Source organism: Sphingomonas flavescens (assembly GCF_030866745.1).
GTDB classification, from domain to species: Bacteria; Pseudomonadota; Alphaproteobacteria; order Sphingomonadales; family Sphingomonadaceae; genus Sphingomicrobium; species Sphingomicrobium flavescens.
The window spans coordinates 1286719-1312735 of record NZ_CP133016.1 but is presented as its reverse complement, the minus strand read 5'-3'; the positions used below and the strand labels follow the sequence as shown (position 1 = coordinate 1312735).

The 26017-nt window shown below is 65.2% G+C and carries 30 protein-coding genes; 17 read left to right on the top strand and 13 right to left on the bottom strand.

From position 1 onward, the window contains the following. Positions 1-31 precede the first annotated feature (31 nt). From QU596_RS06780 to QU596_RS06770, 3 genes are read right to left on the bottom strand one after another with little or no spacing between them, the layout of a single operon-like run. Positions 32-703 (bottom strand): HAD family hydrolase, encoded by a 672-nt coding sequence (locus QU596_RS06780; protein WP_308517903.1) that lies wholly within the window; start codon positions 701-703, stop codon positions 32-34. Then, entirely contained in the window at positions 700-1464 is a 765-nt protein-coding gene (locus tag QU596_RS06775; protein ID WP_308517902.1) for an NTP transferase domain-containing protein, read from the bottom strand. The genes QU596_RS06780 and QU596_RS06775 overlap by 4 nt, the downstream gene beginning before the upstream one ends. After that, positions 1461-2582, bottom strand: coding sequence for a CDP-alcohol phosphatidyltransferase family protein (locus QU596_RS06770; RefSeq protein WP_308517901.1), 1122 nt, complete (start codon positions 2580-2582; stop codon positions 1461-1463). The genes QU596_RS06775 and QU596_RS06770 overlap by 4 nt, the downstream gene beginning before the upstream one ends. Before the next feature lie 97 nt (positions 2583-2679). Between QU596_RS06770 and QU596_RS06765 the strand changes: the two genes are divergently transcribed. Genes QU596_RS06765 through QU596_RS06750 form a run of 4 tightly spaced genes read left to right on the top strand, consistent with a single transcriptional unit; the run spans position 2680 to position 6132 of the window. After that, entirely contained in the window at positions 2680-3783 is a 1104-nt protein-coding gene (locus tag QU596_RS06765; RefSeq protein ID WP_308517954.1) for an ABC transporter permease, read from the top strand. Beyond that, the gene (locus tag QU596_RS06760; protein ID WP_308517900.1) at positions 3780-4580 is read left to right on the top strand and encodes an ABC transporter ATP-binding protein; all 801 of its coding nucleotides are present in this window, start codon (positions 3780-3782) and stop codon (positions 4578-4580) included. Before QU596_RS06765 ends, QU596_RS06760 begins: the two co-directional genes overlap by 4 nt. Continuing rightward, complete coding sequence (locus QU596_RS06755) at positions 4580-5533, top strand: MlaD family protein (protein WP_308517899.1); 954 nt, start codon at positions 4580-4582, stop codon at positions 5531-5533. The genes QU596_RS06760 and QU596_RS06755 overlap by 1 nt, the downstream gene beginning before the upstream one ends. Beyond that, positions 5530-6132, top strand: a complete 603-nt coding sequence (locus tag QU596_RS06750) for an ABC-type transport auxiliary lipoprotein family protein (protein ID WP_308517898.1) — start codon at positions 5530-5532, stop codon at positions 6130-6132. The genes QU596_RS06755 and QU596_RS06750 overlap by 4 nt, the downstream gene beginning before the upstream one ends. A 3-nt stretch (positions 6133-6135) precedes the next feature. Here QU596_RS06750 and QU596_RS06745 read toward each other — a convergent pair whose 3' ends face one another. Continuing rightward, positions 6136-6690 (bottom strand): CAP domain-containing protein, encoded by a 555-nt coding sequence (locus tag QU596_RS06745; RefSeq protein WP_308517897.1) that lies wholly within the window; start codon positions 6688-6690, stop codon positions 6136-6138. Between the two features lie 52 nt (positions 6691-6742). After that, a complete protein-coding gene (gene pepN, locus QU596_RS06740) occupies positions 6743-9376 on the bottom strand; it encodes an aminopeptidase N (protein ID WP_308517896.1) in 2634 nt (877 codons plus the stop codon). A gap of 102 nt (positions 9377-9478) precedes the next feature. Between pepN and QU596_RS06735 the strand changes: the two genes are divergently transcribed. The 4 genes from QU596_RS06735 (at position 9479) to QU596_RS06720 (ending at position 11866) form a co-directional block, all read left to right on the top strand. Further along, the gene (locus QU596_RS06735) at positions 9479-9739 is read left to right on the top strand and encodes a DUF2171 domain-containing protein (RefSeq protein WP_308517895.1); all 261 of its coding nucleotides are present in this window, start codon (positions 9479-9481) and stop codon (positions 9737-9739) included. Between the two features lie 63 nt (positions 9740-9802). After that, complete coding sequence (locus tag QU596_RS06730) at positions 9803-10234, top strand: hypothetical protein (RefSeq protein ID WP_308517894.1); 432 nt, start codon at positions 9803-9805, stop codon at positions 10232-10234. Between the two features lie 80 nt (positions 10235-10314). After that, entirely contained in the window at positions 10315-10647 is a 333-nt protein-coding gene (locus QU596_RS06725) for a hypothetical protein (protein WP_308517893.1), read from the top strand. A 43-nt stretch (positions 10648-10690) separates the two neighbouring features. Continuing rightward, complete coding sequence (locus QU596_RS06720) at positions 10691-11866, top strand: LL-diaminopimelate aminotransferase (RefSeq protein WP_308517892.1); 1176 nt, start codon at positions 10691-10693, stop codon at positions 11864-11866. Between the two features lie 3 nt (positions 11867-11869). Here the strand turns inward: QU596_RS06720 and QU596_RS06715 are convergent, their stop codons facing one another. From QU596_RS06715 to QU596_RS06700, 4 genes are all read right to left on the bottom strand, one after another. Then, positions 11870-12337, bottom strand: a complete 468-nt coding sequence (locus tag QU596_RS06715; RefSeq protein WP_308517891.1) for a hypothetical protein — start codon at positions 12335-12337, stop codon at positions 11870-11872. Positions 12338-12404: 67 nt separating this feature from the next. Continuing rightward, positions 12405-13199, bottom strand: a complete 795-nt coding sequence (locus tag QU596_RS06710; protein ID WP_308517890.1) for a transporter — start codon at positions 13197-13199, stop codon at positions 12405-12407. 85 nt (positions 13200-13284) lie between these two features. Further along, the gene (locus tag QU596_RS06705) at positions 13285-13725 is read right to left on the bottom strand and encodes a PilZ domain-containing protein (protein WP_308517889.1); all 441 of its coding nucleotides are present in this window, start codon (positions 13723-13725) and stop codon (positions 13285-13287) included. Next, the gene (locus QU596_RS06700) at positions 13716-14042 is read right to left on the bottom strand and encodes a hypothetical protein (protein ID WP_308517888.1); all 327 of its coding nucleotides are present in this window, start codon (positions 14040-14042) and stop codon (positions 13716-13718) included. The genes QU596_RS06705 and QU596_RS06700 overlap by 10 nt, the downstream gene beginning before the upstream one ends. Before the next feature lie 137 nt (positions 14043-14179). Here QU596_RS06700 and QU596_RS06695 point away from each other — a divergent pair, with 137 nt between their 5' ends. Continuing rightward, a complete protein-coding gene (locus QU596_RS06695; RefSeq protein ID WP_308517887.1) occupies positions 14180-14866 on the top strand; it encodes a PEPxxWA-CTERM sorting domain-containing protein in 687 nt (228 codons plus the stop codon). Positions 14867-14913: 47 nt separating this feature from the next. Here QU596_RS06695 and QU596_RS06690 read toward each other — a convergent pair whose 3' ends face one another. Together QU596_RS06690 and QU596_RS06685 are read right to left on the bottom strand one after the other, a co-directional pair. After that, the gene (locus tag QU596_RS06690; RefSeq protein ID WP_308517886.1) at positions 14914-15555 is read right to left on the bottom strand and encodes a L,D-transpeptidase family protein; all 642 of its coding nucleotides are present in this window, start codon (positions 15553-15555) and stop codon (positions 14914-14916) included. A gap of 10 nt (positions 15556-15565) precedes the next feature. Further along, complete coding sequence (locus QU596_RS06685; protein ID WP_308517885.1) at positions 15566-15817, bottom strand: PilZ domain-containing protein; 252 nt, start codon at positions 15815-15817, stop codon at positions 15566-15568. 205 nt (positions 15818-16022) lie between these two features. Here QU596_RS06685 and QU596_RS06680 point away from each other — a divergent pair, with 205 nt between their 5' ends. After that, positions 16023-16325 carry a hypothetical protein gene (locus QU596_RS06680; protein WP_308517884.1) on the top strand — a complete coding sequence of 101 codons (303 nt, stop codon included), beginning with the start codon at positions 16023-16025 and terminating at the stop codon, positions 16323-16325. Position 16326: 1 nt separating this feature from the next. Here QU596_RS06680 and QU596_RS06675 read toward each other — a convergent pair whose 3' ends face one another. Both QU596_RS06675 and QU596_RS06670 read right to left on the bottom strand, forming a co-directional pair. Beyond that, positions 16327-17088: a sterol desaturase family protein gene (locus tag QU596_RS06675; RefSeq protein WP_308517882.1), complete on the bottom strand. Its 762-nt coding sequence runs from the start codon at positions 17086-17088 to the stop codon at positions 16327-16329. Between the two features lie 55 nt (positions 17089-17143). Continuing rightward, positions 17144-18832 carry a M20/M25/M40 family metallo-hydrolase gene (locus QU596_RS06670; RefSeq protein ID WP_308517881.1) on the bottom strand — a complete coding sequence of 563 codons (1689 nt, stop codon included), beginning with the start codon at positions 18830-18832 and terminating at the stop codon, positions 17144-17146. Between the two features lie 387 nt (positions 18833-19219). On the opposite strand from QU596_RS06670, the gene QU596_RS06665 reads away from it, so the two are divergent. The 7 genes from QU596_RS06665 to QU596_RS06635 all read left to right on the top strand — a co-directional run bounded on the left by QU596_RS06665 (position 19220) and on the right by QU596_RS06635 (position 26013). After that, positions 19220-21091, top strand: a complete 1872-nt coding sequence (locus QU596_RS06665; protein ID WP_308517880.1) for a ribonucleoside-diphosphate reductase subunit alpha — start codon at positions 19220-19222, stop codon at positions 21089-21091. Between the two features lie 225 nt (positions 21092-21316). Then, positions 21317-23554, top strand: a complete 2238-nt coding sequence (locus QU596_RS06660) for a transferrin receptor-like dimerization domain-containing protein (RefSeq protein ID WP_308517879.1) — start codon at positions 21317-21319, stop codon at positions 23552-23554. After that, positions 23551-23781, top strand: a complete 231-nt coding sequence (locus QU596_RS06655) for a hypothetical protein (protein ID WP_308517878.1) — start codon at positions 23551-23553, stop codon at positions 23779-23781. Before QU596_RS06660 ends, QU596_RS06655 begins: the two co-directional genes overlap by 4 nt. 75 nt (positions 23782-23856) lie before the next feature. Beyond that, complete coding sequence (locus QU596_RS06650) at positions 23857-24279, top strand: PepSY domain-containing protein (protein ID WP_308517877.1); 423 nt, start codon at positions 23857-23859, stop codon at positions 24277-24279. Continuing rightward, positions 24276-24590, top strand: coding sequence for a hypothetical protein (locus QU596_RS06645; RefSeq protein WP_420030947.1), 315 nt, complete (start codon positions 24276-24278; stop codon positions 24588-24590). The genes QU596_RS06650 and QU596_RS06645 overlap by 4 nt, the downstream gene beginning before the upstream one ends. Continuing rightward, a complete protein-coding gene (locus tag QU596_RS06640) occupies positions 24590-24949 on the top strand; it encodes a hypothetical protein (protein ID WP_308517876.1) in 360 nt (119 codons plus the stop codon). Before QU596_RS06645 ends, QU596_RS06640 begins: the two co-directional genes overlap by 1 nt. Positions 24950-24951: 2 nt before the next feature. After that, the gene (locus QU596_RS06635) at positions 24952-26013 is read left to right on the top strand and encodes a ribonucleotide-diphosphate reductase subunit beta (protein ID WP_308517875.1); all 1062 of its coding nucleotides are present in this window, start codon (positions 24952-24954) and stop codon (positions 26011-26013) included. Positions 26014-26017: the final 4 nt, after the last annotated feature.

The following is a 26017-nucleotide window of genomic DNA, read 5'->3' as shown; positions in this document are numbered from 1 at the left end:
CCCGGGCGCGCGGGGGGTGGCCACTAGGGCTTTAGCCCCAGTCTTCGATCGCCCAGCCCCGCTGCGTTGCCAGCCGCTTCAATTTGTCGTGGGGATTCACGGCGACCGGTTCGTCGGACCATTCGAACACTGGCGCGTCCGAGACATGATCAGAATAGAATCGCACATGCCCATGCGTCCCGGTCAGCCCCGAACGTTCGACCCAGTCCGCGATCATCCGTCGCTTGGCGGGACCGTAGCAATTCTCACCATCGATTTTTGCATGGACGCGTTCGTCCAGGCCAATAATCGACCCGGTCCCAATCACGTCGTCGAAGCCGAGGCGCTCCGCGATCGCGCGGGCATATAGCGTGTAGGAAGCGGTCGCCATCACCACCCGGCGGCCTTCCGACTTGTCGCGGGCGATGGCGCGCAGTGCGCCGGGACGAATGTTCGTCGCCACTTGCCGTTCGGCAAAGCTGTCGATCAGTGGCGCCAAATTGCGAGGGTGGATCTTGCCGCCCAGCAATAGCCGATGATTGATTTCCTTGAGACGCGCCCGGTCGATGAGCTTCGCGACATAGGCGAGCATCGATCCCACCACGAGCGGCAGAAAGATAAGCCGCCAAGGCGCCCGCCGCGCCGCGCAATGCAACAGGAACGGGGTATAGGTGGCGTGCCGCGTCACCGTTCGATCCATGTCGTAGATGGCGAGGTCGGTCATGCTTCACCTGCAAGAATGGCCTCGACCAGACGATGATCGGAGGGCTTGTCCACGTCGACTCCGGCGAGCGGATCGGAAAGTGGCACCGCCCTGGCGTTGAGGCCCAGACGGGCACCGAGCTTACGCATCACCGCATCCAAACTGATCATTCGCAGGGCGACAAGCAGCAATATCAGGGGACCAAGCAACGAAACCACGCGCATCGCCTTTTTGCGGTCTTGTTCCACGGCACGCCACAGTTCGATGGCGGGTCGAACTTTCGGCGAGCGGAGATGGAAGAGGTTTGCACCGGTGTAAGCGCCGCCGCGGAACTTGATCCACGTACGCGCAGCGTTCGGAAAGCGCTGCAACAATGTCGAGCGCTCGACGACGCCGATTGCGATTTCGCTGTCGCCGGCGCGATCGCAAAACTCGTCGACCATGGCCGGAGTCAGCAATGCGTGGTCAGCCGTCGTTACCAGCAATGGCCAGACTGTCGCCGGGTCATCACACAGCCTCAAGATCGTCTCGGCGATCGTGCCGTCGGACGCGGCATGGCTAACGCGCAGGTTGTTCGGGATGATCGATGCCAGCCGGTCGGGACTTTCGGATAGGATCTGAATGTCGCCCACGGTTCTGCTTTCAAGCAGCGCGCGGGCGGGCCTCCGCACCATCGGCTCGCCGCGGATGGGGATTAGCGCCTTCAAGTCGGTGCCGAACTGCGCTGCAAAATCGTCGCGGCCGGGCCGCGACCCGGCCAGCAGGATAGCGGTGTGCTTCACGCCTCCAGCCAGGACGTGACCTTGCGTCCACGGCGCTTGCGCTCGGTCATCTGCGCCAGTCGCACCGCGTGGAAGATGAGGCTGACCAACGTCCACCAGGCAACCAGCACCAGCCCCGCATCCGGCCGGCCCACCAGCAACGCGAAGAACAGGATCACCATGTTCGGATTGCGCCGCGCGGTGATCAATCGAAACTGGCTGTCGAGCTTCTGCCAGACGTGGATCTCCATGCCCTCGAAGCGCTTGATCGACAGACCTTCGATCAGCCGCTGCGCGACGTACCCGCCGACGATCACCGACAGCACCATGATCTCATAGAAATGCGTCAGCGGCCGGCCATAGGCCGCGAGGCCGTGCGCCCAGGCCCACCACCAGAAGGGAGGGTGAACTAGGTCGATGCCGTGGTCGAACACGTTGCCCCATTTCGACGAGGCGCCCGTGCACCGCGCGAGCTTCCCGTCGACGGTATCGAGCACCATGAAGGTGAAGCCCGCCGCAATACCGAGCCAGTATTGCCCGATCCAGAATAGCCAGAATGCCAGCACACAACCCACTGCGCCGATCGTCGTGATGAAATTCGGCTTCAGGCCCGCGCGCGCCGCCCAACGGGTCAGATAGAATGCGGGCTTGCGCCACAGGTAGAGCGTCAGTGCATCCGTGACGCCTTTGTAGGCGGCGTCGTACGCGGCGCGCTCGACCGGGTCGGGGTCGGCAGGGTTGAGCGGCAGCACGAACGGCCGTTCCCGTTTGCGAAGGGCGGTGTTGGTCAGTTCGGCATGCTCTGCAGCGACAGGCTCGAAGCCGGCTACCGGCGTTCCCGCAGCCATCGCGCTGCGAACGGCCGCGGCATCTCCGCCAGCGGCGACGTGCGCCAATACCGGCTTGGCGCCGAGCGTCAGCACCGAACCCGGCCGGCTGCGCATTTCGCGGATCCACGCTGGGTCCCAGCCATAGGCCATGCTTGCCAACAGGACCGGGCGCCCATCAATTGCTTCGTCGGCGCATTCGAACCCGGCATTCGTCGCCAGCCGGCAGGCGCGGTCGCGCGCAGCCATGCCGAACGGCCGTGCGGCATTCTCGCCGATCGGCACGAAGAGCATGGGCGTGTCGGCACTCATTACGGCCGCGCATAATGGCGCAGGACTCGGCAGGGAAGAGGCAGGCGGTCACCTCTCGCTTGCCGAGGGCGGCCATTTCGCGCATCAACCGCCCGGCATGGCGGAAGAACCCGAGCAGGACGCGCACGACGGCAAGGGCTCGGTCTACCGGGTCGCTGGTGCGCTGACGATTACCCGGGCCGCCACGACCCAGCGTGAAATCGATGCGTTGCCAGATCCGTTGACGATCGATCTCAGCGACATCGATCGCATGGATACGGTCGGTGCCTGGCTGGTCTACCGCGCGGTTCGCGACCGCAACGCGAAGGTCGTCGGCGCCAGCCGGGACGAAACCAGCCTGGTCGAGCAGGTTGGGGAATTCGACCACCCCGTGCGCGTCGCACCGCTCCAGAAGCACAACTTCTTCACCGTGCTGCAGGAACTCGGCGGTTGGGTGGTCGAAAGCGGGCGGACCTTTGTCGGCCTTCTCGGATTCCTCGGCGCGGCGCTGATCGGCTTCGGCAACATCATCAAGCGGCCCAAGCGGTTCCGCTTCAACGCCGTCGTTCAGCGCTTCGACGTCGTCGGCGTCCGTGCGCTGGGCATCATCGGCTTGATGAGTTTCCTGATCGGCATTGTTATTGCGCAGCAGGGCGCGGTGCAGCTCGCTCAGTTCGGCGCCGAGGTGTACACCATCAACCTCATCGGGCGGATCACGGTCCGCGAACTCGGCGTGCTGATGACGGCGATCATGGTCGCCGGCCGTTCCGGTTCCGCTTTCGCGGCCCAGCTCGGCACGATGAAGATCACCGAGGAAATCGATGCCATGCGGACGATTGGCGTGTCGCCGATCGAGGCACTGGTGCTGCCGCGGCTAATGGCGGCAGTGCTGATGATGCCGCTGCTGGGATTTTGGGCGATCCTGACAGCTTTGTTCGGCGGCGGGCTCTTCGTGTGGCTCGACCTGCAGATTCCGCCTGCGACCTACATCCAGCGCCTGCAAGAGGTCATTCCGATGACCGACCTGTGGATCGCGCTCATCAAGGCTCCCGTATTCGGGTTCATCATCGCCCTCGCCGGGTGCTTCCAGGGCATGCTTGTCGAGGGTAACAGCGAGGAAGTCGGATCGCGAACGACCACTGCGGTGGTGCAGTCGATCTTCCTCGTGATCGTGCTCGACGCGATCTTCGCCGTCTTCTTCAGTTCGGTCGGCTGGGTATGAGCCGTCCGCACGATTGCCAGCCGATCATCACCGTTCGCGGCCTGCGCAACGCGTTTGGGGATCAGGTCGTCCACGACGGCCTCGATCTTGAGGTTTGCCGTGGCGAGATCCTAGGCGTGGTCGGCGGGTCCGGCACCGGCAAATCGGTGCTGCTCCGCTCGATCATCGGACTGCAGACTCCCGAAGCCGGCGAGATTGAGGTTCTCGGCGAGAACATGGTGGGCCGGACCGAGGATGAAGCGAAGAACATTCGCCGCCGCTGGGGCATCCTGTTTCAGAATGGCGCCCTGTTCTCGACGCTCACCGTGGCGGAGAATGTTGAGGTCCCGATCCGCGAGTATTTCCCGTTCATCAAGCCGCCGCTGCTGGACGAGATCGCGGGCTACAAGATCGCGATGGGCGGGCTTTCGGCTGACGTCGGACCCAAGTTTCCTTCGGAACTGTCGGGCGGAATGATCAAGCGTGCCGGCCTTGCACGCGCGCTCGCGCTCGACCCCGAACTGCTGTTCCTCGACGAGCCGACCGCCGGTCTCGACCCGATTGCCGCTGCGGCGTTCGACCAGCTGATCAAGTCGCTACAGGAGCGCCTTGGTCTGACCGTCTTCCTCATCACCCACGATCTCGATACGCTTCACGCAATCTGCGATCGCATCGCGGTGATCGCCGATCGCAAGGTGATCGGGGTTGGAACGATCCCGGAGCTATTGGCTTTGGATCATCCTTGGATACAAGAATATTTCAACGGGCCGCGCGGTCGTGCTGCCGAAGCGAGTTATGAGAAGGGGGCGACGGCGTAGTGGAGACCCGGTCGAACTACGTGATGGTCGGTGCGGTGACACTGGCGCTGCTGGCCGGCGTGCTCCTGTTCATCGTCTGGCTCGCCGGCCTCTCGAACAAGGCTGAGAAGTGCTACGACATCTACTTCGCGCAAGGCGTGGGCGGCCTTAACACCGGTTCAAACGTCAGCTTCTCCGGCGTGCCCGTCGGCCAGGTGAAGAAGATTTCGCTGCTGCCCAATCGTCCGGAATTCGTCTGGGTCCGCATCAACGTCGATGAACAGACTCCAGTGCTTCAGGGCACGAGCGCGCAAATCCACGGCGTCGGGTTCACCGGTGTTAGCGAGATCCAACTCGCGGGCGCAGAGCGCGGCCGTCCGCCGATCGAACAGATCGGGCCGCAGGGTTGCCCGGTCATTCCGGCGACTTCGGGCGGCATCAGTGCCCTTCTGAACAGTGCGCCGGAACTGATCGATCGCATCCAGCGGCTGACCGAGCGGCTGACCGAATTGCTGAGCGACAAGAACCAGAATTCGATCGCCGACATCCTCGAAAACATCGACAAGACCAGCAAGGTGCTGGCCGAGCGCGCGCCCGATCTCGCGGACGCGATGCAGGATGCGCGCGAAGCCGTCCGCCAGGCTGGCATCGCCGCCCAGCACGTGACGACCCTCACCGACAGCACCAACAAGCTGGTTGTGGAACAGGGGCAACCCGCCGCTGAGGACCTGCGCCGCGCGATCGCCTCGGTGCAGAAAGCGGCTGACAACTTGGATTCTGTGATCACCGACGCGAAGCCGGGCATCCAGAACTTTAGCAAATCGACGCTGCCGGAAGCGAACCGCCTGGTTCACGACATGCGCGATCTTACGCAGTCGCTGAAGGCCGTGTCGAACCGCGTCAATCAACAAGGGATCGGCGGCACGCTCGGCCCCGAAAAACTGCCCGACTACAAGCCAGGGAAATCCAAATGAGGCTGCTTAAGACGACGGCCGCACTGGCCCTGGCTCTGGAACTTGCCGGCTGCGGCGGTCTGCTCGGCGGAGGGAAGCCGCCGGCGACCCTGTTCTCGATCACCCCCGACGCGGCGGAGCCGGCATCGATCGCGCGCAGCTCGGCACCGGGCCAGGCCGTGACCATCGGCACGCCAGCAGTCGCGCGCGAGCTCGGTACCGTCCGCGTGCCCGTGCAGGTTTCGCCGACCAACGTCGAATATGTCGGCAAGATGCAGCTGGTGGACACACCGGCCAACCTGTTCACCAACCTGCTCGCTGAGACGGTGCGGCGGACGACAAACCGCGTCGTGCTCGATCCCGGCCAGGCAACCTTGGACCCCGGCCTCGTCGTCAACGGCACGCTGCAGCGCTTCGGCTACGACGCCGCTACCGGGCAGGTCGTAGTGACGTACGACGGCGCGCTGTCGACCCAGGGTGGTAACCGCGTCGAAACGCGGCGCTTCACCGCCAGCTCGCCGGCTGACGGCACGTCGACCACCGTTGGTCCAGCGCTCAACATCGCCGCGAACCAGGTCGCGCGCGAGGTCGCCCAATGGGTGGGCAGTTCGGGGCGTTAGCCCTCAGGGGTTTACCGGCAACGCGGCGCTCGTGAAGATCGGCTTGCCGTCCTTGTTCCCGGGCGGCGAGTAGCGGCAAATCAGATAGTCCCAGTCGGCCGAATAAATCGCGCAGCCGACATGCGTCGTCGTCGGCCAGACCATCTGTGTGTAGTGCGCGATATCTTCCCAGCGGCCGGTGCGGCTGGTCGCGGGGAACAAATAGCTGCCCGGCACCATCAGCTGCCGCTCGCGGCTCCACATATCGACCAGCGCCTCGGGCGACATCGTCCCGTACCATGCCTTCGCCAGGTTCTCGCGTTCACCAGGCCGCCCCTCGCGAGGTGAATGGACCAGCGCACCGAGGCTCGCCAACACCGGACCGTAGGATGCCGCGTGCGCTGCCAGCGTCGCATCCCACTGCAGCGGCGGCGCGCCGACGGCCGCGCGCTCGCGGTTATGCGCGGCGAGCAGCCGCTCGGCCGTCGCCCCCGTCGCGCCTTGCAGTACGGGCTGCGCCGCCGCGGGAACGGCCAGCGCGAAGAAGGTAGCAAAGGCGAGCGATCGAACCATGCGCATGGCATGGCCCGCCAACCCCTAAGCTGGCGTCAGCGCGCATGGTTAACGCGCGTCAGGCGAGGCTTTTCGACACCTGCTCGTAGACGTCCTTCGATAAGCCGGGCGATGCCACGATCCGCTCCAGCGCCGCTTTCATCATCGCGCTGCGCTTCGGCTCGAACCGTTTCCACCGACCGAACGCCGGCACCAGCCGCGCCGCGATCTGCGGGTTCAGCTTGTCCGCCGCGATGATCATGTCCGCGAGGAAGTCGTAGCCACGCCCATCCGCGTTGTGAAACGCCCAATGGTTGCCCCCGAACATCCCGACCAGCGCGCGCAGGCGATTGGGATTGCCCATGGTGAAATCGGGGTGGCTGACCAGCCGCAGGACCTGGTCGATCGTGTCCGGGCGCTGCGCTGCTGCTTGCAACGCGAACCATTTGTCGATCACCAGCGCATCGTCGCGGAACCGGTCATAGAAGGCTTGCAGCGCTTCCTCGCGTTCAGGCTGGTTGAGCGAAACCAGCACGCCGAGCGCGCCCTGGCGGTCCGTCATGTTGTCCGCGGCATCGAACTGCGCCTTGGCCAGGCCCGCCGCCTGCGCTTCGTCGGCCGCGGCGACGTAACCGAGCGCCACGGTGCGCAGCCGCCGGATGCCCTTGGCCGCCGGGGACAAATCGTCTCCGGAAGCACCGTCGGTCCGATGAGCCGCGAGCATGTCGTCCTTGAGCGCCGTTCCGATCGCCTCGCGCAGCGCGTCGCGCGCGGCATGAATGGCGTCCGGGTCGACGACTTGCATTCGATCGGCGAGCAACGTGTCGCTGGGCAGCAAAATCGCTTCCGCCTTGAACGCGGGGTCGAGCGCGTTCGACCGCAGCGTCGCGCCGATCGCGCGGATGACGGGCTCCGCGTCGAGCTTCTCGCCACGAGCGGCAGCGGTCAGCGCCGACATCATCAGCTCCTGCATCGCCTCGTAGCGCGCGAACGGGTCGGTGTCGGCCTGCGCCAGCTTCTCGAGCTCGCCAGGCCGCCGCTCGGCCGTCAGCACCACCGGTGCCGAGAAGCCGCGGTTGATCGACAGCAGCGGCGTCTCGCCGATGTTCTCGAACGTGAAAGTCTGCTTGGCGCGGTCGAGGATAATCAGTTGCTCCTCGCCCAACTGCGCGCCGCTTTCCTCGCCGAACAGCGCTGTACGTAATGGCAAAGGCATCGGCTCCTTGAACGGCTGGCCCGGCGTGGGATCTTCCTGCTGCTCCAGATGCAGCGTCGCCGTCCGCGTGGCGGCGTCGTGGTCGAGCCGCGCGCGCACGCGCGGCGTGCCCGCCTGGCTGTACCAGATCTTGAACGCGCTGAGGTCGACGCCGCTGCCATCCTCCAGCGCCGCGACGAAATCGTCGCAGGTTGCGGCTTCCCCATCGTGCCGCTCGAAATATAGGTCGGTCCCCGCGCGGAACTTCTCTGGTCCCAGCACCGTGTGGAACATACGGATCAGCTCGGCGCCCTTGTTGTAAACGGTGGCCGTGTAGAAGTTCGAAATCTCGATGTAGCTGTCGGGCCGCACCGCGTGCGCCAGCGGCCCCTGGTCCTCCGGGAACTGCGCCGCGCGAAGCACGCGCACATCCTCGATCCGCTTGACCGCCGGGCTGCCGACGTCGGCCGAGAACCCCTGATCGCGGAAGACGGTGAACCCCTCCTTGAGGCTCAGCTGGAACCAGTCGCGGCAGGTGACGCGGTCGCCCGACCAGTTGTGGAAATATTCATGCGCCACGACCCGCGCGATATTGTCGAAGTCGCCGTCGGTCGCGGTCTCCTTGTCGGCCAGCACGTAGGCGGTGTTGAAGATGTTGAGGCTCTTGTTCTCCATCGCCCCCATGTTGAAGTCGCTGACCGCGACGATGTTGAACAGATCGAGGTCATATTCGCGCCCGTAGACGCGCTCGTCCCACGCCATCGACTGCTTCAGGCTTTCCATCGCGTGCCCGGTCTTGGGCAGGTCCGCCTCGCGCACCCAGATGGCCAGGTCGACCTTGCGCCCGCTCATCGTCGTGAAGCTGTCGCGGTTGGCCTTCAGGTCACCGGCGACCAGCGCGAACAGGTAACAGGGCTTGGGGAATGGATCCTCCCACTCAGCCCAGTGACGGCTGCCCTCGCTCTCGCCAGCGCCGACCCGATTGCCGTTTGACAGCAGCACGGGAAATTGTGTGGCGTCGCCCTCCATCCGCACGCGATACTTGCTCAGCACATCCGGGCGGTCGGGGAAGAAGGTGATCCGACGGAAGCCTTCCGCCTCGCACTGCGTGCACAGCATGCCGTTCGACGCGTACAGTCCCATCAGCTTCGTGTTCGCGGCGGGATGGACGAGATTTTCGATACCGATCTCGTGGCGGTCGCCAGGCAGGTCGATGACGAGGTCGTCGCCCTGCATCTTCCATGCGCTCGTTGCCGCGCCGTCGACCCAGACCCCGACGGGCGCGATGCCGTCTCCATTGAGGGTCAGCCGTGACTGTCCCGATCCGGCGGGATTGCGCTCGACCCGCAGCTTCGACTGAACCCTGGTCTCCTCAAGTCCGAGCGTGAACTTCAATTCGATTTGGGGCACCAGCCATTCCGGCGGTCGATAATCCTCGCGGCGGATCGCGACGTGAGTCGGGGAGGGCGGGGCTTCGGCGGCTTGCGCGCCGTCGGTTGTCGTACGAATATCGGCCATGCCCAGCACGTAGGCGGCCCCCGCGTCCCTCACAAGCGGCGCGCCGGAGCCTATCGCGCGGCATGTGCGTTAGGTCGACGAGAACAACGGCAGGAGGCCCGCATGAGCGGCTTTGAAGACGTAAAAGAGCATATGGAAATCATCGGCGCCGACGGCGTGCATCTCGGCACGGTCGATCGCGTCGAAGGCGACCGCATAAAGATGACCCGTGCCGACAGCGGCATGGGCCATGAAGAACACCACCATTATATTCCGCGCGGCCTGGTCGCCGACGTCGAGGGCGACAAGGTCCGCCTGTCGTCGAATGCTGACGTCGCCGCGAATTTGTTCGAGCAGGAAGAGGGCGGCCAGCCGATCGGCTGACGCTCGAAGTCACTTGATCCTTCGTCCGCCTTTGCCTCCAATGGAGTCAAAGGGGACGAAGACATGCGAAAAACCTGGTCACTGATCGTTATCGCGGGCGCGCTCGCCGCCTGCGGGCAATCCGCCGAAACCAACACGACGAACGAAGCGGCCGCCAACGCCGCGCAGCCCAAGAAGATGCCGGCCCATTGCTTCTTCAAGGCTGCGGAGATGAAGGGCTGGTCAGCCAGCCGCGGCAAGGATGGCAACATCACCGCCAAAGGAAAGGTCTACCGCTCCGACTCGCGCTACAAGGTCGTGTTCGGGGAACCGGTCATCGACGGCACGACCGCCGAGCTGTCGCCAACCCTCCAACAAAATTCCGCCGCCTATGGCGCGCCGGAAGACTGGTGGGACGTCAGCGCCACCATCCCGAACAGCGCCGCCATCGACACCGTCCGCGTAACTTGTGGCGCCGAGACGGTCGCCGACATAAAGGTCGCGACGAAAGGCTGATCAGCGCAATCGCGCGGCACTTCGCCGAATAGGCCAAGTGTCTGGTTGCAATGATCGCGGGCAAGGCGCACCTGCGCCGCATGGGTGACCTGCAACGTCTGTTCGGCGTCAAGCCGAAGCAACTTTGGACCAAGCCGGATACCTATGTCGAAGCGATGGCGCGCAAGCGGCGCTTTCGCCGTGTCCACAGCGCTCGTCCCCGGACGCAGCCCGAGCGCCCGCGACTGATGTTGTCGACCTTGCCGTTCGTTGCGGTGTTCGCCGTGCTCGCGATCCTGGCCGTGTCGATCATGATCATTGCTTATCCTGGCAACCAGCCCTCGCGGCAGCCGCACGCTGCCGCCGCGCAATCTGAGCGTGGAGTCGCTGCCCCGGGCTGGTTCAAGGACGCCGAGAAACAATTCCACGGCTAGCGCTTGGGTTGATGCAGTGCAGCATCGGCTGCACAGGCGGGTAATGGACAGCGATTTTTACCGGATTCGGCGCTTGCCGCCCTATGTCTTCGCCGAGGTCAACGCGCTGAAGGCCGCGGCCCGTGCGCGGGGCGAGGACGTCATCGACCTCGGCATGGGCAATCCGGACGGCGCGCCGCCGCCGCACGTCATTGCCAAGCTTGCCGAAGTTGCAGCCAAGCCCACTGCGCACCGCTACTCGGCCAGCCGCGGCATTCCTGGCCTCCGCAAAGCGCAGGCCGCTTATTATCAACGTCGCTTCGGCGTTACGGTGGACCCCGACCGGGAAGTCATCGTCACACTCGGCTCAAAGGAAGGGCTGGCGAACCTTGCGCAGGCGATCACCGCGCCCGGCGACGTCGTTCTCGCGCCCAACCCGTCCTACCCGATCCATACGTTCGGCTTCATCATCGCCGGCGCCGCGATCCGCTCGATTCCTGCCGCCCCGGGTGAAGAATTCTTCGAGCGCCTGACGAGCGCCATGCGCTACACGGTGCCTCGCCCGAAGGTGCTCGTGGTCGGCTATCCGTCGAACCCGACGGCTTATGTCGCCGATCTCGCTTTCTATCAGCGTCTCGTCGCCTTCGCGCGCGAGCACGATCTGATCGTCATCTCCGACCTGGCCTACGCGGAAATCTATTTCGGCGATGAGCCGACGCCATCGATCCTGCAAGTCGACGGCGCGAGGGATGTGGCGGTCGAGTTCACCTCCATGTCCAAGACCTACAGCATGGCCGGCTGGCGAATGGGGTTCGCCGTAGGCAACGCCCGGCTGATCGAAGCGCTGGCGCGGGTGAAATCCTATCTCGATTACGGGGCCTTCACGCCGATCCAGGCTGCTGCCGTCGCCGCGCTCAATGGCCCGCAGGACATCGTCGATGCCAACCGTGCGTTGTACCGCAAACGCCGCGACGTGCTGGTCGAGAGCTTCGGTCGCGCGGGCTGGCCCATCCCGGTTCCGCACGCGAGCATGTTCGCCTGGGCACCCATTCCCGAGCGCTTTCGCGATCTCGGCGCAATGGAATTTTCGAAGCGCTTACTTCAGGAGGCGCAGGTTGCGGTGGCTCCAGGCGTCGGCTTCGGCGAAGAAGGCGAGGGTTACGTGCGGATCGCGCTGGTCGAAAACGAACAACGGCTTCGGCAGGCTGCGCGCGGGGTTAAGAAGCTGCTGAGCTCGTAAGCATCAGCTAGCGGCAACCGCTTTCGGCCGCTTCGCCGCCTTCTGCCAGCTCTGCACTTCGTAACCTCGTTCGCGCAGGCAGCCCGCCATCGCGCGCTGGACGGCAACTTCTTTCTTGTGGCGCTTGATCTTGGCCATGCCCACGGCGCCGCCGACAATTGCGACGGGCATCAGCACCAGCGTCGCACTGGCCACCGCCATCCCGCCGTACAGCCCCGCACTCGTCGCTGCGGCCGCCCCTGCCGCACCGATCGCGCCGCCCGCCGCAGCCCCGGCGCCACCGGACGCCAAACGTCCACTGGTATCGAGCTTGCCGGTGACAAACAGTTCCTTGCACTCGGCATAGGCGGCATCGAATTTGTTCTGATCGGTCGGCGCGACGCCCAGCGTCGGGGTGAATTCGCGCGGCCGAGACGAACAGGCCGCCAGCGCGAGCATCGCTAACAGCGCTGCGAAATTCCTTTTTCGCATGAGACACCCCCTGCGTCGAAGCTTCCTCGCCGGACGCCACAAGTCAAGCATCTGATTTCAGGCGACTTTAAAAGCGCAGGGAGAATCCGCCGTAAAGTTCGAGGTCCGGCGTGTTGCGATTGAGGCCGACATTGGCGCCTGCATCCAGCTGCAGTCTCTTGCTTGCAAGGTAAGCGATCGAACCGTCGACGGATACCTGCCGTGTGGTCCCCGCCGGGTCCCAATCCCACTGGCCCCAAAGTTCGGCCGACAGGTTGAGTTTGTCGGTCGCTTTCCACCCCAGGCTCGCGACCTGCGCCATTGCAACATGGCGGCCGCGCCCGTCGGCATCGGCGACCCAGTCCACTTCCGGAGTCAGGCCGATGCTGAATGGCGATTGTCCGATGTCCGCACTCACGGGCACCAGCAGCGCGAATTGCCACGCGTCCGCGCCAATATCCTTTTTCGCGATGGGTGCAGTGACGATCGGCAGGATGGACACCTGCACCGCCGCCTTGTCGTCCGTCAGCCGATGCTTGAGCTGAAACGAAAGATCGCCGACGCCTTCGGCGCTGCTGCGCGACCCATGGTCCCGGGTGGCGACACGGACGAATGGCGTGATGTCGATGGCGACATCGGTGCTGTTAGACAGGCCATATTTGATTGCCGTCTCGCCCAGCGTCAGCACCGTCTGTCGCTGGCGGTCCGACCGCTGCAAGGACCAGTCGGCCAGCCCGCTTTCCATCTGCCAGTGACCTGCCGGAACCGTGCAGGGGCTGGTCGCCTTGCCCGGACGATCGGCGCAGATCGAATCGTCGTCGGCCCGGGCGGCGGTGCTGCACGTCAGGATCAGGATCGCGACAAAGGGTTTCGGAAAGCGCATCGCATCGGACTGCGGCACGTCGGTGCGCGCGTCCAGAGGTTAATGCGGCGCGCGCGATTCGCGCACCGCATTCCACCTGCCTTCTTTATGCGGCCTTCGCGACGTTCAGCCGGCCCAGCAAATGGTCGAACACCGCAGGATGAATCTTGGTCTGGAACTCGATGCCGGTGGTCGTCCCGCGCGTCCAGCAAACTCGTGAGCCGAGCGGCTCGAGTTGCGGGAAACGCGCGATGATCGCGTCACCGCTTTCGCATGCTTCGATCAATTCGACCTGACAGCCGTGCGCTGACACGTCGTGCAGTGCGACCTCGAAATTGAATCCACCGATCCGCCGGACGATGATCTCGCTGTCGGTGCTGACGCGCGGCAGGCCGCGGCGCTCCTGCTCGACCGGACTTGCGGCAACCTCTGACGGCGTGGGTGCGGTAGCATAAGTCGTCTTCGCCATGTCCGAAGTCAGGGCGGCGCGGGCGGCGGCGGCGATGCGGCGGCGGCGGCTTTGGGTCTGCTGATTGTTCAGGCGCATTGGCTCACTCCCATGGCGGCGGGCGTTCCCGCTTTGACGTTTTCGAGGATGATGGTGCGGCGGTTGCCGCGGTCGCTGATCACGATGAAATAAGGCTTGGCGACTCCCGCCGCGCCAAGGTTGGAAAAGGTCCCGCCATGCTTGCTCGGCGCGAAAGCCCATGCCGCCTCCTGGCGGTCCTGCGCGGCGGTGAAGCAATCGGTGAAACTCTGGACGCTCCGGCTGGTGTTCAAGCCATCGGGGGCGTGCGACTGCGCACTCGGCGCCAAAGCCGTCACCCCGACACTCAAAGCTGTCACAATCCCCAGGCTCTTCATGCCCATTGCCCCTTTTGCCATCGCGTTGCTCGCTGCCGACGCGATTCGAAGCAAGGCGACGGAACTAACTGCCCCGAATTGAGGCAATCCGTTTGTTAACCTTGTAGCGGGCCGCGCTTTGCCTGCTCTATCCGGTCATGGAAAACGCGCTTGCACGACGGGACATCGCCAGGGCGGTTCGCCGCTCGCGTGCGGCGCGCGCAGCAATGCAGCGCCGCAAGCTCCGGCTGGTGGCTGGAGCCTGTGCGATTGCGCTGGCCGGCAGCGGCGCCTTTCTTTCATTGGTCGGCGTGACCGGCAGCGACGCGGTGGCCGCGGCGGTTCAGCAGGCCCAGAGCCTGACCCAGTTGCTCGACCAGCGTTCGCCAGGGGAACGGGTCGCCGGCGCGCAGACCAAGCACAAGAAAATCCAGCACGCACTTGCCAAGGTGCGTACCCGCGAAAGGCCGGCCGGGCCCTCGACCAGCGAACTCGCCAAGGTCTTGATGCCAACGGGGCCGGTTGGGGCTGATGCGGCCATCGTGCCGCCGGTTGCGATTGCCGGTCCGGCGCCGCAGCTCGCCGATTTTGTCGCGCCACCGGCCGCGCCGGGCGGCGGCCCACCGATCGTGGGCCCGGGCGGTTCTCCCGGCGGATCCCCCGGCGGCATCGGTGGTGGCGGCGGTTCGCCCGGCGGTCCGCCAATTATCTACCGGCCTGAGGAAACGAAGACTCCCGTCGCCGCCGTGCCCGAACCGAGCACCTGGGCCATGATGCTCCTCGGCTTCGGCCTCATGGGCTGGCGCGTGCGGCGGACCAAAGCGCGCCAACACAAGCTGGCCTGATCTAGCACCGCCGCCGCGCGGCCGGACCATGGATCGAAAGTGAAAGGTTACGCCCGCTTGGGGTTGCCGACGACGAAAACCTCGTCGCCGACCGAGGCTGCGGCAAAGAGCTGCTTGGCGAAGCCCTCGGGCACACCCACGCAGCCGTGAGTGGCGAGCCCCCAGCGGACGTCGCTGGCGTGAATCGCAACGCCGTCCTTGGTCAGGCGCAGGGTGTAAGGCATCGGCGCGTCATAGGTCGCCGAATGGTGGTCCTTGAGCTTCGCCAGAATCGGGAATTTGCCGGCCGGGGTCTCGAGCCCATCCGCGCCATAAAGAATGACCGCGGTGCCGATCTCATGGCCGGCGCGAAACACGGAGATAAGCTGCGCGCGCGTGTCGACGCGGATCCACAGCGGACCGGCAGGAACGCCGGCGTCGTCCCACTTGAAGTCGCCATATTGCATGCGCGCGGGGACTTGCAGGACCGACTTGACTGGCCGGTCGATCTGGCCTGCGGCAAGCGCCTGGCGCATGGCGGCGGGACTGACCTCGATCCGGTTTGCGGATGGGGTCGCGGCATCGACCGCTCTCGCAGCCGCCGGATGAGCAGGCTGGCGTGCCACCGATAAAGTTGCCGCCGTCGTCCCGCCGAGCAGGAAGAAGGCGGCCCCGCCGATCAGTCGCCCGAAGGATCGCCATCGCGGCAACGCTTTCAGCCTAGTTGATGAAGCGCACGCCCGCGCGGCCTTCGTCCGCCCAGCGGATTTCGGCAGCGACGGCGCCGCGCTTGATGATGCGGAGCTCGACCACCTCACCCTCGTCGAAGCGGTCGTTCGAGATGAGCTTGCAGCCGCCGTAGGAAAGGTCGGCGACGGTCACGTCGCTATCGCGGGATGCCGACATGGCGAAGCCGCGCATGTCGCTCACGTGCTTGCGGTCGGCGCGTCGAATGAAGGTCTTTGCGGTCATCAGTTTGCCCCTTGAATGTCCGGTAACGTCCTTATCAAAGGCACTCCGCCCGCGCTTCCCGCGAGTCCTGCTTGTCCCAAATCCGAACGCGGACTGGCGTCGGCGCAGGGAAGTTTGGACTTTATCAACTTTTGATACCCAGACCCGAACCAATCGGCGGCATCGGGGGGTCAACGATGGTTCAGGTTTTCAAAGCGCGGTCCGCATGACGGTCCCGGCGGAAATCAGCGGAACCGGCAAGCCCAAGCCGACGCGCGTGCTCATCTCATGTGAGCTGCTGACGCCGATCAACACGGTACGCGTCACCCTTCGCGACATTTCGAAGACGAGCGCTCATGTCATCGGCGCACGAACGGTGCCGCCGGAGTGCGATGCCATCTTGCGCCGCGGACCTTTGTTCGCCGCCGTCCGTGTGGTCTCAGTCAAGGACAACGAAGCGCAGCTGAAATTCTACCGCCAGCTTTCGCTGGACGAGATCGGTTCAATTCTGCCGGGTAACCCGCGCTAGACTAAAGCCGGATCCTGCCGTCCATCTTCTCGATTTTATTGACATCGACCATCGCCAGCATCGCCACCCACCGCCGCGCCCGCTCAGGCTCGAAGCCCAGTTCGACGGTACGCTGGACTGGCTCGCCATAGGTTCCGAACAGCCGGTCCCACAGCGGCATGTCGCCGAAATTGCGCGCGTGCACGTCACGTTCGTGATGCAGCAGATGGGCTTCCGGCCGCTGGATAAACCAGCCGGTCCACGCGGGCGTCCGCACGTTCCAGTGCTGATAGAGCGCCACGCAAAACCCCCACAGCCCGGCCCAGGCGGCCGCGTGCGCGGTCGAATTGGTCAGGCCCGCGGCCAACAGGCCGCACAGCACGCCTTGGACCAGACTATCGAAAGGGTGGAAGATCATCGCGGACGCAATGTCGACCCGGGCGACCCCGTGGTGCAGCTGATGCCCGGCGCGCCACAGCAGGTCAAAATAATGCATGGTACGGTGCGCCCAGTAACCGAAGAATGTCGTGAGCACCCAGACGGGGAGGGCGGCCCAGTTCCCCCACGTGTTGAGGTCGATGATGGCCATCGGCGGCAAGTGAGGCACGATCAGCAGCGGTGCGCCGACGAAGACGACCAGAGTCAGCGCGAAACCGGCAAGTCCGATCAGTCGCCAGCGGCGAATCTCCGGCATCTCGCGGCCCGATGGCACGAGTGCTTCGAAGGCCATGAACAATAGCAGGCTCGCGGGCAGCGCGAGCAGCATCGCGGTGTCGAAATCCATCGCCAACCCCCTGCGACAAGACCAGGCGGCTGATAGCGTAACTTGGGCGATGGGCCTAGCGGCCGCGCTCCGGTCGCGAGGATGAAGCACTGCTGCGCGCCCCGCTGCTTTGCGCCCGCACCTTCGCGAACTCCGAGGTCGGCCGCCATTGCGGCCAGGCGCGGCTGTTCGCCAGCCTGTTACCGATCGCGAAGAACATGTCCGCTTCCTGCGCAGCGCCGCGCAGGTCCCAGCTCGGCGACCAGGCGTCGCACGTCTGGTGATAGCAGTTGGACGTGAAGCTAGTGAGCCACTTCTCGCCGGCTGGGCGCCCGCCGTCGACCATGTCGTAGGCCCCGGCCAGCGCCATATCGAGCAGGACCGGCACCCCGCGCTTGGCGAAGGAGAAATGGTCCGCGCGGTAGAATAAACCGCGTTCCGGATGATTCTCCGGCGTCACGTACCGTCCCTGCGCCTTGGCTGCGGCGGCAAGATAATCTTCCATCTCGCTCTGGCCCTGACCGACGACCACTGCGTCCTTGACCGGCCCATTCCACTGCAGCGTGTCGAAGGTCAGGTTGGCGACCATCTTGTCCATGGGGAACAGCGGGTGCTGCGCGTAATATTCGGAGCCCAACAACCCGCGCTCTTCAGCGGTCCAGGCCGCGAAGACCAAGGTTCGCTGCGGCCGCGGTCCCGCCGCGAACAGCCGCGCATTCTCGATCATCGCCGCAAGGCCCAGCGCATCGTCGGCTGCGCCCGGCTTGATCGTCCGGCCCTGCGCATCCGCGGGGCCGATGCCGTACGCGTCCCAATGCCCGCCGTAGCTGATCGTCTCGTCGGGGTATTTGCTGCCCGTCAGCTTGCCGAGCACGTTGTGACTGGTCAGCCGCGTCAGCTTCACCGGCGCGTCGACCGTCAGCGTCGCCTTTAGATCGATTGGCTTGAACGCCGCCGTCCGCGCCTGGCGCTTCACCGCCGCAAGGTCATAACCGGCGCGCTTCAGCAGGTCCGCCGCGACGTTTTGCTGGATCCATCCCTGCAGCAGCACCGGTTGCTGCGCACCGGCCGGGAGCACGACGTTATAGCCTTCACCGGCCGGGCTTTTCACCACGGTCCACGGGTAACCGGCGCCCTCGGTATCGTGGACCACGAGCGCGGCAATTGCGCCGCGCCGCGCCGCTTCCTCATATTTGTAGACCCAGCGGCCGTAGAAGGTCATCGTCTTGCCGCCGAACTTTCCTGCGACCGGTTCGCCCGCGGTCGCCTCGAAGTCCGGGTCGTTGACCAGCATCACCGCGACCTTGCCGTGCAGGTCGACGCCCTTGAAATCGTCCCAGCCGCGCTCTGGCGCGCTGATGCCGTAGCCGACGAAGACCATCGGCGCGTTGGCGATCTTGACCGCCTCCGTCGCGCGCACCGTCGACATGTAGATGTCGTCTGGATAGCGCAGCGGCGTCGTCGCGCCCGTCTGCGTGACGCCGACCGTCGACGGCGCGCCGAGCTGCGTGCGGATCATCGGCACTTCCTGCGTCCAGCCCCCGTTTTCGCCCGCTGGTTGAAGTCCGGCAGCCTTGAACTGCTGGATGAGGTAGGGGATCGTCTTTTCTTCGCCCGCTGTCCCCGGTGCACGGCCTTGGAACTCGTCGGACGCGAGCGTGCGCGCGATTTCCGACATGCGCTTCATGTCGACCTTCGGGGCAGGGGGCGATGCGGCCATCAGCGGCAATGATGCGGCCAGGACGGCGGTCAATTTCGTGCGCATCGCATCCCCTTTTTCGAACCGGGCATGCTGTGCGGCGGTGCTTACCGCAAGTCCAGTGCGAACGCCTTGCGGCGCAACGTTGCGGTAGCGTCAAATCCACAGGATTTTGCGTTGATGCGCCATTTACCGGCTTGCGCCCAAATCCAATTAAGGCACTATAGCTAGTAGCGGTCGAGGGGGAGTACTCAACCACTAGTGTTTCGCTCGGGAATCCCTATATTCCGGAGGGAGACGCGGTCGTCCCCGCTTTCCACAGGCGGCGGGTGTGCAAAGGTCCCCTGAAGGCGCGAAAACGGCTAGGGTGCCGCGATGGCTCCGAGTCGAACAAGTCAGGAACAAACGGTTCTCGGCGATTACGCCTTGGCCGATTAAGGACGGGGTAGCGCGATGGATTTCTCGACCGGCTCAGAAGTAACGAGCGACGACGTTTCGACCACCGCCAGCGGATCGAAGTCCGTCCATGCGCCCAAGTTTGCCGTCACCACCGACGACAAGCGCGACGCTTTGCTGACCGAGTTCGGCAAGGACACTTTGGTCGACCGTTACCTGCTCCCGGGCGAGAATTATCAGGACCTGTTCGCGCGCGTCGCCGCGGCCTACGCCGACGATGCCGATCACGCCCAGCGCGTCTACGACTACATCTCGCGCCTGTGGTTCATGCCCGCGACGCCCGTGCTGTCCAACGGCGGCACCGGCCGCGGCCTGCCGATCAGCTGCTATCTCAACAGCGTGGACGACAGCCTGCAGGCGATCACTGAAATCTGGAACGAGAACGTCTGGCTCGCCTCCAAAGGCGGCGGCATCGGCACCTATTGGGGTCGGGTGCGCGGCATCGGTGAGCCCGTCGGGCTGAACGGCAAGACCAGCGGCATCATTCCGTTCGTCCGCGTGATGGACAGCCTGACGCTGGCGATCAGCCAGGGGTCGCTCCGCCGCGGCTCGGCTGCCGTCTATCTCGACATCGCCCACCCGGAGATCGAGGAGTTCCTCGAGATCCGCAAACCCAGCGGCGACTTCAACCGCAAGGCGCTCAACCTGCACCACGGCGTGCTGGTCACCGACGAGTTCATGGAAGCCGTTCGCGACGGTTCGGAGTTCGAGCTCAAGTCGCCCAAGGACGGCAGCGTCCGCGGCAAGGTGGACGCGCGCTCGCTGTTCCAGAAGCTGGTCGAAACCCGCCTCGCGACGGGCGAGCCGTACATCATCTTCATCGACCAGGTGAACCGGTCGATGCCCAAGCATCACCGCGACCTCGGCCTCAAGGTCTCGACCTCGAACCTCTGCTCGGAAATCACGCTGCCGACCGGCCGCGACCATCTTGGCGCGGATCGCACCGCGGTCTGCTGCCTGAGCTCGCTCAACCTCGAAACCTGGGACGAGTGGAACGGCGACAAGCAGTTCATCGAAGACATCATGCGTTTCCTGGACAACGTGCTGAGCGATTACATCGCCCGCGCGCCGGACGAGATGGCGCGCGCCAAATATAGCGCGGAGCGAGAGCGCAGTGTCGGCCTCGGCGTGATGGGCTTCCACTCCTTCCTGCAGGCGCGCGGCCTGCCGTTCGAAGGGGCGATGGCCAAGAGCTGGAACCTCAAGATCTTCAAGCACATCCGCGCTCAGGTCGACCAGGCGTCGATGATGCTGGCGAAAGAGCGCGGACCGTGCCCCGACGCCGCCGACATGGGCGTGATGGAACGCTTCAGCTGCAAGATGGCGATTGCGCCGACCGCGTCGATCTCGATCATCGCCGGCGGCACCTCAGCCTGCATCGAGCCGATCCCGGCCAACATCTACACGCACAAGACGCTGTCGGGCTCCTTCTCGATCAAGAACCCGTATCTCGAAAAGCTGCTCGCTTCGAAGTCCAAGGACAGCGACAAGGTATGGAATTCGATCCTGGAGCAGGGCGGCTCGGTCCAGCACCTCGACTTCCTGACGCCCGAGGAAAAGGACGTGTTCAAAACGTCGTTCGAGATCGACCAGCGCTGGCTGATCGAGCTTGCGGCCGACCGCACGCCCTACATCGACCAGGCGACCTCGCTGAACCTGTTCATCCCCGCCGACGTCGACAAGTGGGACCTGATGATGCTCCACTTCCGCGCGTGGGAGCTGGGCATCAAGTCGCTCTACTATCTCCGCTCCAAGTCGGTGCAGCGCGCCGGCTTCGCGGGTGGGGTCGAGGCCGACAACACCCCTGAGCTCAAGGAAATCCAGCTCCCGTCGAGCACCGACTACGACGAGTGCCTGGCATGCCAGTGAGCCTCGTCACCCCAGCGCAGGCTGGGGTCCATGTCGGTGAGCAATGGCGGACGTCGACGACAGGCGACGACATGGATGCCAGCCTCCGCTGGCAAGACGGAGTAATCCAGTGAGCAAAGAGAAGCTCCGCAAATACGGCAAGCGCGCCGGCTACGTCGTGCTTGGCCTCGTTGCGCTCGACCTCCTTGCCGGCGTCGCCACCGTCGCTGTCGCTGCGTGGCTCCGGTGAGGCGCCTGCTCGCCAGCGGCGTCGCCGCGCTCGCCCTCGTCGCCACGGCCGCCACCGCGCAATCGGGCGGCCAGGCGCTCGAACAGAGCTTCGACTCGATGATCAGCACCGCCGACCAGCTCGGCTGGCTGCAGACCATGTCCTCCGCGCCCAACCATGTCGGCGCGCCGCACAACAAGGCCAATGCCGACATGCAGCTGGCCCTGTTTAAGCAATGGGGCTGGGACGCGCGGATCGAGCGCTTCGACGTCCTCTATCCGACGCCGATCTCGACGACGCTCGAACTGGTCACGCCGACCCGCGTTCAGCTGGGCGGGCAGGAGCCGGCGATCGCCGAGGACCCGACCTCGTCCCAGACTGCCGGCGCGCTGCCACCCTATGTCGCCTATCAGGGCGACGGCGACGTCACCGCACCGGTCGTCTACGTCAATTACGGCATGCCCGACGATTATGACGCGCTCGAGCAGCGCGGCATTTCGGTCAAAGGCAAGATCGTGCTCGCCCGCTACGGCGGCGGCTGGCGGGGCCTGAAGCCCAAGCTGGCGCAGGAACATGGCGCGGCCGGCTGCCTGATCTACTCCGACCCGGCCGACGACAGCTACGCCGAGGCCGACGTCTTCCCGAAGGGCGGGGGACGGCCCGATGCCGGCGTGCAGCGCGGCTCGGTCGCCGACATGCCGATCTACCCCGGCGATCCGCTGACGCCGGGCATCGGTTCGACGCCGGGCGCCAAGCGCCTGACGCGCGAGCAGGCAATCACGATCCTCAAGATTCCGACCCTGCCGATCTCGTATCGCGACGCGACGCGGATCATCGCCGCGCTCGATGGCCCGCTGGTGACCGGCAAGCAGCGCGGCGGCCTTCCGCTCGCCTATCACTGGGGCGGCAGCGATGCGGTCAAGGTGCACCTCGCGGTCAAGTCCGACTGGTCGCAGAAGCCCGTCTACAACGTCATCGCGACGCTGCGCGGCTCGACCTATCCCGACGAATGGATCGTTCGTGGCAACCACCGCGACGGCTGGGTGTTCGGCGCCTCCGATCCGCTGACCGGCCAGGTCGCGCTGATGAGCGAGGCCAAGGCGCTCGGCGCGCTCTACCGGGGCGGCTGGCGGCCGGCGCGGACCATCGTCTACGCCAGCTGGGACGGCGAGGAGCCGGGCCTGCTCGGCTCGACCGAATGGGCCGAGGCGCACGCCGATGAGCTGAAGCGCAAGGCGCTGATGTACATCAATACCGACGGCAACGGCCGCGGCTTCCTAGGCGCGGGCGGCAGCCATGAACTGCAGCATTTCGTCAATCAGGCGGCCAACGACGTCCTCGACCCGAAGACCAACGTCCCCGCCGCGCGCCGTGGCCGGGCGGCGATCCTGGCGAGAGGCTATAGCGACAAAGAAAGCGTTCGCCCTGAACAGTTCGAGGCGGCCAAGTCCGGCGGGGATTTTCCGCTCAGCGCGCTAGGTTCGGGCTCCGACTATACCGCCTTCCTGCAGCATCTCGGCATCGCCTCGCTGAACCTCGGCTTCGGCGGCGAGGATGAGTCCGACGGCAGCTACCACTCGGTCTACGACAGTTACTATCACGTCACCCACTTCGACGATCCGGGCCTGCAATATGGCGCAGCGCTGTCGAAGCTGGTCGGCCGCGTCGTCATGCGCGCCGCCGACGCCCCGCGCGTGCCCGCCCGCTACGGCGACTTCGCCACCGCCGTCGGGCGCTACCTGACCGACATCAAGAAGCTCGCCGCCGATCAGCGCGAAAAGGACCGCACGCTCGCCGACCTGCGCCGCGAGGGGGACTTCGCGCTTGCCGCCAGCCCCCGCGATCCGATCGTCGCCCCGCGCGACCAGGGCGTCACGCCGCTGATCGACATGCTGGTGCTGGAGAACGCGGTCGATCACCTCAAGCGCGCCGCCAGCGCCGCCGACGCCACGCTGGGTCGTGCGTCGGATCTGCCGCCGGCGACCCAGGCGCGCATCAACGCCAGCCTAGCGCGCATCGACCAGCTGCTGATCGATCCCGCGGGCCTGCCCGGCCGTCCGTGGTTCAAGAACCTCGTCTACGCTCCGGGCACGCTAACCGGCTACGGCGCCAAGACGCTGCCCGGCGTCCGCGAGGCGATCGAGCAGCGCCGCTGGGACGACGCGCGCACCTACGTCGAGCGCACCGCCAAGGTGCTCGAGGACTATGCCAACCGCCTCGACCAGGCTGCCGCGATCGGACGGCCCGCGGCGTGATCGCGCACCTCACCACCGGGCGAATGATCGAGCTGGCCGTCGCGGTCCTGCTGATCGGCGCGGGCATCTGGTTCTATCGGCGCCCGGGTGGTGACGGCCGTCCGAGCACGCAGGGCCCGGTGATCATGTTCGTGATCGCGGCGATCCTGGGCGCCCATGCGCTCGGCCTGATGGACTATCGCCCGAGCCAGGCGGAGCGCGAAGCGATGTTGGGCGGGGCGCAATGATCGGCGGAAACAACACTTGCCAAAGCTATTCGCATCGTCTCTCTGTTGCGAAACGTTCGCAATTAGGAGGCGCCTGTGCGCAAGTGGCATCGTTGGCTGGCCGTGTTGTTCGGCGTGTTCTTGCTGTGGATCTCGGTGACGGGCGTGCTCAGTCAGGTGGGCAGCCTGGTCAACTCGGGCGGGTTCGAGACGGAAGCAAGCGAGGCGCGGGCCCGCGCGGCGGCGAAGGCCGCGACCCCGCCGGGCTTCGTCTGTCCGGAAACCATGACCTGCCGCCCCAAGCCCGCGACCAAGCCGGCGTGGAACGTCGGCCTGCTCCATCACCTGCATTCGGGCGAGAGCTTCGGGCCCGTCGGCACGATCATCTCGATCCTGTCCGGCCTGTCGCTGGTCTTCTTCAGCTTCTCGGGCCTGTGGATGTACATCCAGATGTGGCGCGGCCGGCTGGTGAAGACCCAGCACGGCGGCAAGCTAAGAGGCGGCCGCTTCTTCTGGTGAAAGCGGCGGCTGCCGCCGCTTCCACTTCGACGCTGACCGCCTGCGCAGCGACGCAGACCAGCGCCGCCGTCGCGCCCACCGCGCCGGGTTTCCTGCTCGGCCTGTGGCACGGCTTCATCTTCCCGGTCGCCTGGGTCGTGTCTTTGTTTATGCCGCAGGTCGCGGTCTATGCCGTGCCCAACAACGGCGGCTGGTACGATTTCGGCTATTTCCTCGGCATCGTCGTGTTCGGCGTCGGCGCCAAGAAGGGCGGCGAGCGCGTCGTCTACCGCGACCGCGTCATCGATACGACCGCGCGGCGGATCGACTGATGGCCGGCTACCGCGACAACTCCGGCTACGATCCGTACGCCTACGAACAGCCCGGGCCCCCACTTCGCCCATATAATTGGGTGCAGTGGACCGGCCTCGTGATTGTTGTGGTTGGCGGGATATACTCGCTCGCTTCCTTGCTCGGCCAGGCGGGGCTGATCCCGCTTCACCTCAAGTCCACGCAGCCGTTCGCGAGCCTGCCGCTTCTTGGCATCCTGCTCATTCACTCCCGCCGCGCCCCCGGCACGCCAGCGGGTACCGAGCAATTGCGCAAGAACCGTCAGGTCCTGCTCATCACCGTTCTGATCTGTGCCGTCATCCTCGGCGCCGCCACCGTCATCGAACTCACAGGAGCGTAACCATGGGACTTCTTCAGGCGTCCAAGACCTACAAGCCGTTCGAATACCCCTGGGCGTTCGAATATTGGAAGCGCCAGCAGCAGATCCACTGGATGCCGGAGGAAGTGCCGCTGGGTGAGGACTGCCGCGACTGGGCGCAGAAGCTCACCGACCACGAACGCAACCTGCTGACGCAGATCTTCCGCTTCTTCACCCAGGCGGATGTCGAGGTGCAGGATTGCTACCACGACAAATATGGGCGCGTGTTCAAGCCGACCGAGATCAAGATGATGCTGACCGCGTTCAGCAACATGGAAACGGTCCACATCGCCGCTTACTCGCACCTGCTCGACACGATCGGCATGCCCGAAAGCGAGTATAGCGCCTTCCTCCAGTATAAGGAGATGAAGGACAAGCACGATTACCTCAGCACGTTCGGCGTCGACACCGACGAGGACATCGCCAAGACGCTCGCCATGTTCGGCGGCTTCACCGAGGGGCTGCAGCTGTTCGCCAGCTTCGCGATGCTGATGAACTTCCCGCGCTTCAACAAGATGAAGGGCATGGGCCAGATCGTCAGCTGGTCGGTCCGCGACGAAAGCCTCCACTGCGAAGGCATCATCAAGCTGTTCCACGCCTTCGTGAAGGAACGCGACTGCCTGACCAAGTCGGTCAAGGACGACATCCGCGACACCTGCCATCAAACGGTCGCGCTCGAAGATGCGTTCATCGACCTCGCCTTCGAACAGGGGCCGGTCAACGGCATGACCCCCAAGGAGATCAAGAAGTACATCCGCTACATCGCCGACTGGCGCATGGGGCAGTTGGGCTTCAAGCCGATCTACATGGTCGACGAGCACCCGCTGCCCTGGCTCGCGCCTTTGCTCAACGGCGTCGAGCACGCCAACTTCTTCGAAACCCGCGCGACCGAATACTCAAAGGCGGCGACCCGCGGGAACTGGAACGAGGTCTGGGACAGCTTCGACCGCCGCCAGAAGGCCAAGGGCGAAGCCGCCGCGAACGACGCGAGCGCGGGTGGCGAGGGGCCGGATATGTTCGAGGCGTCGGGGGTGGCGGCGGAGTAGGGCT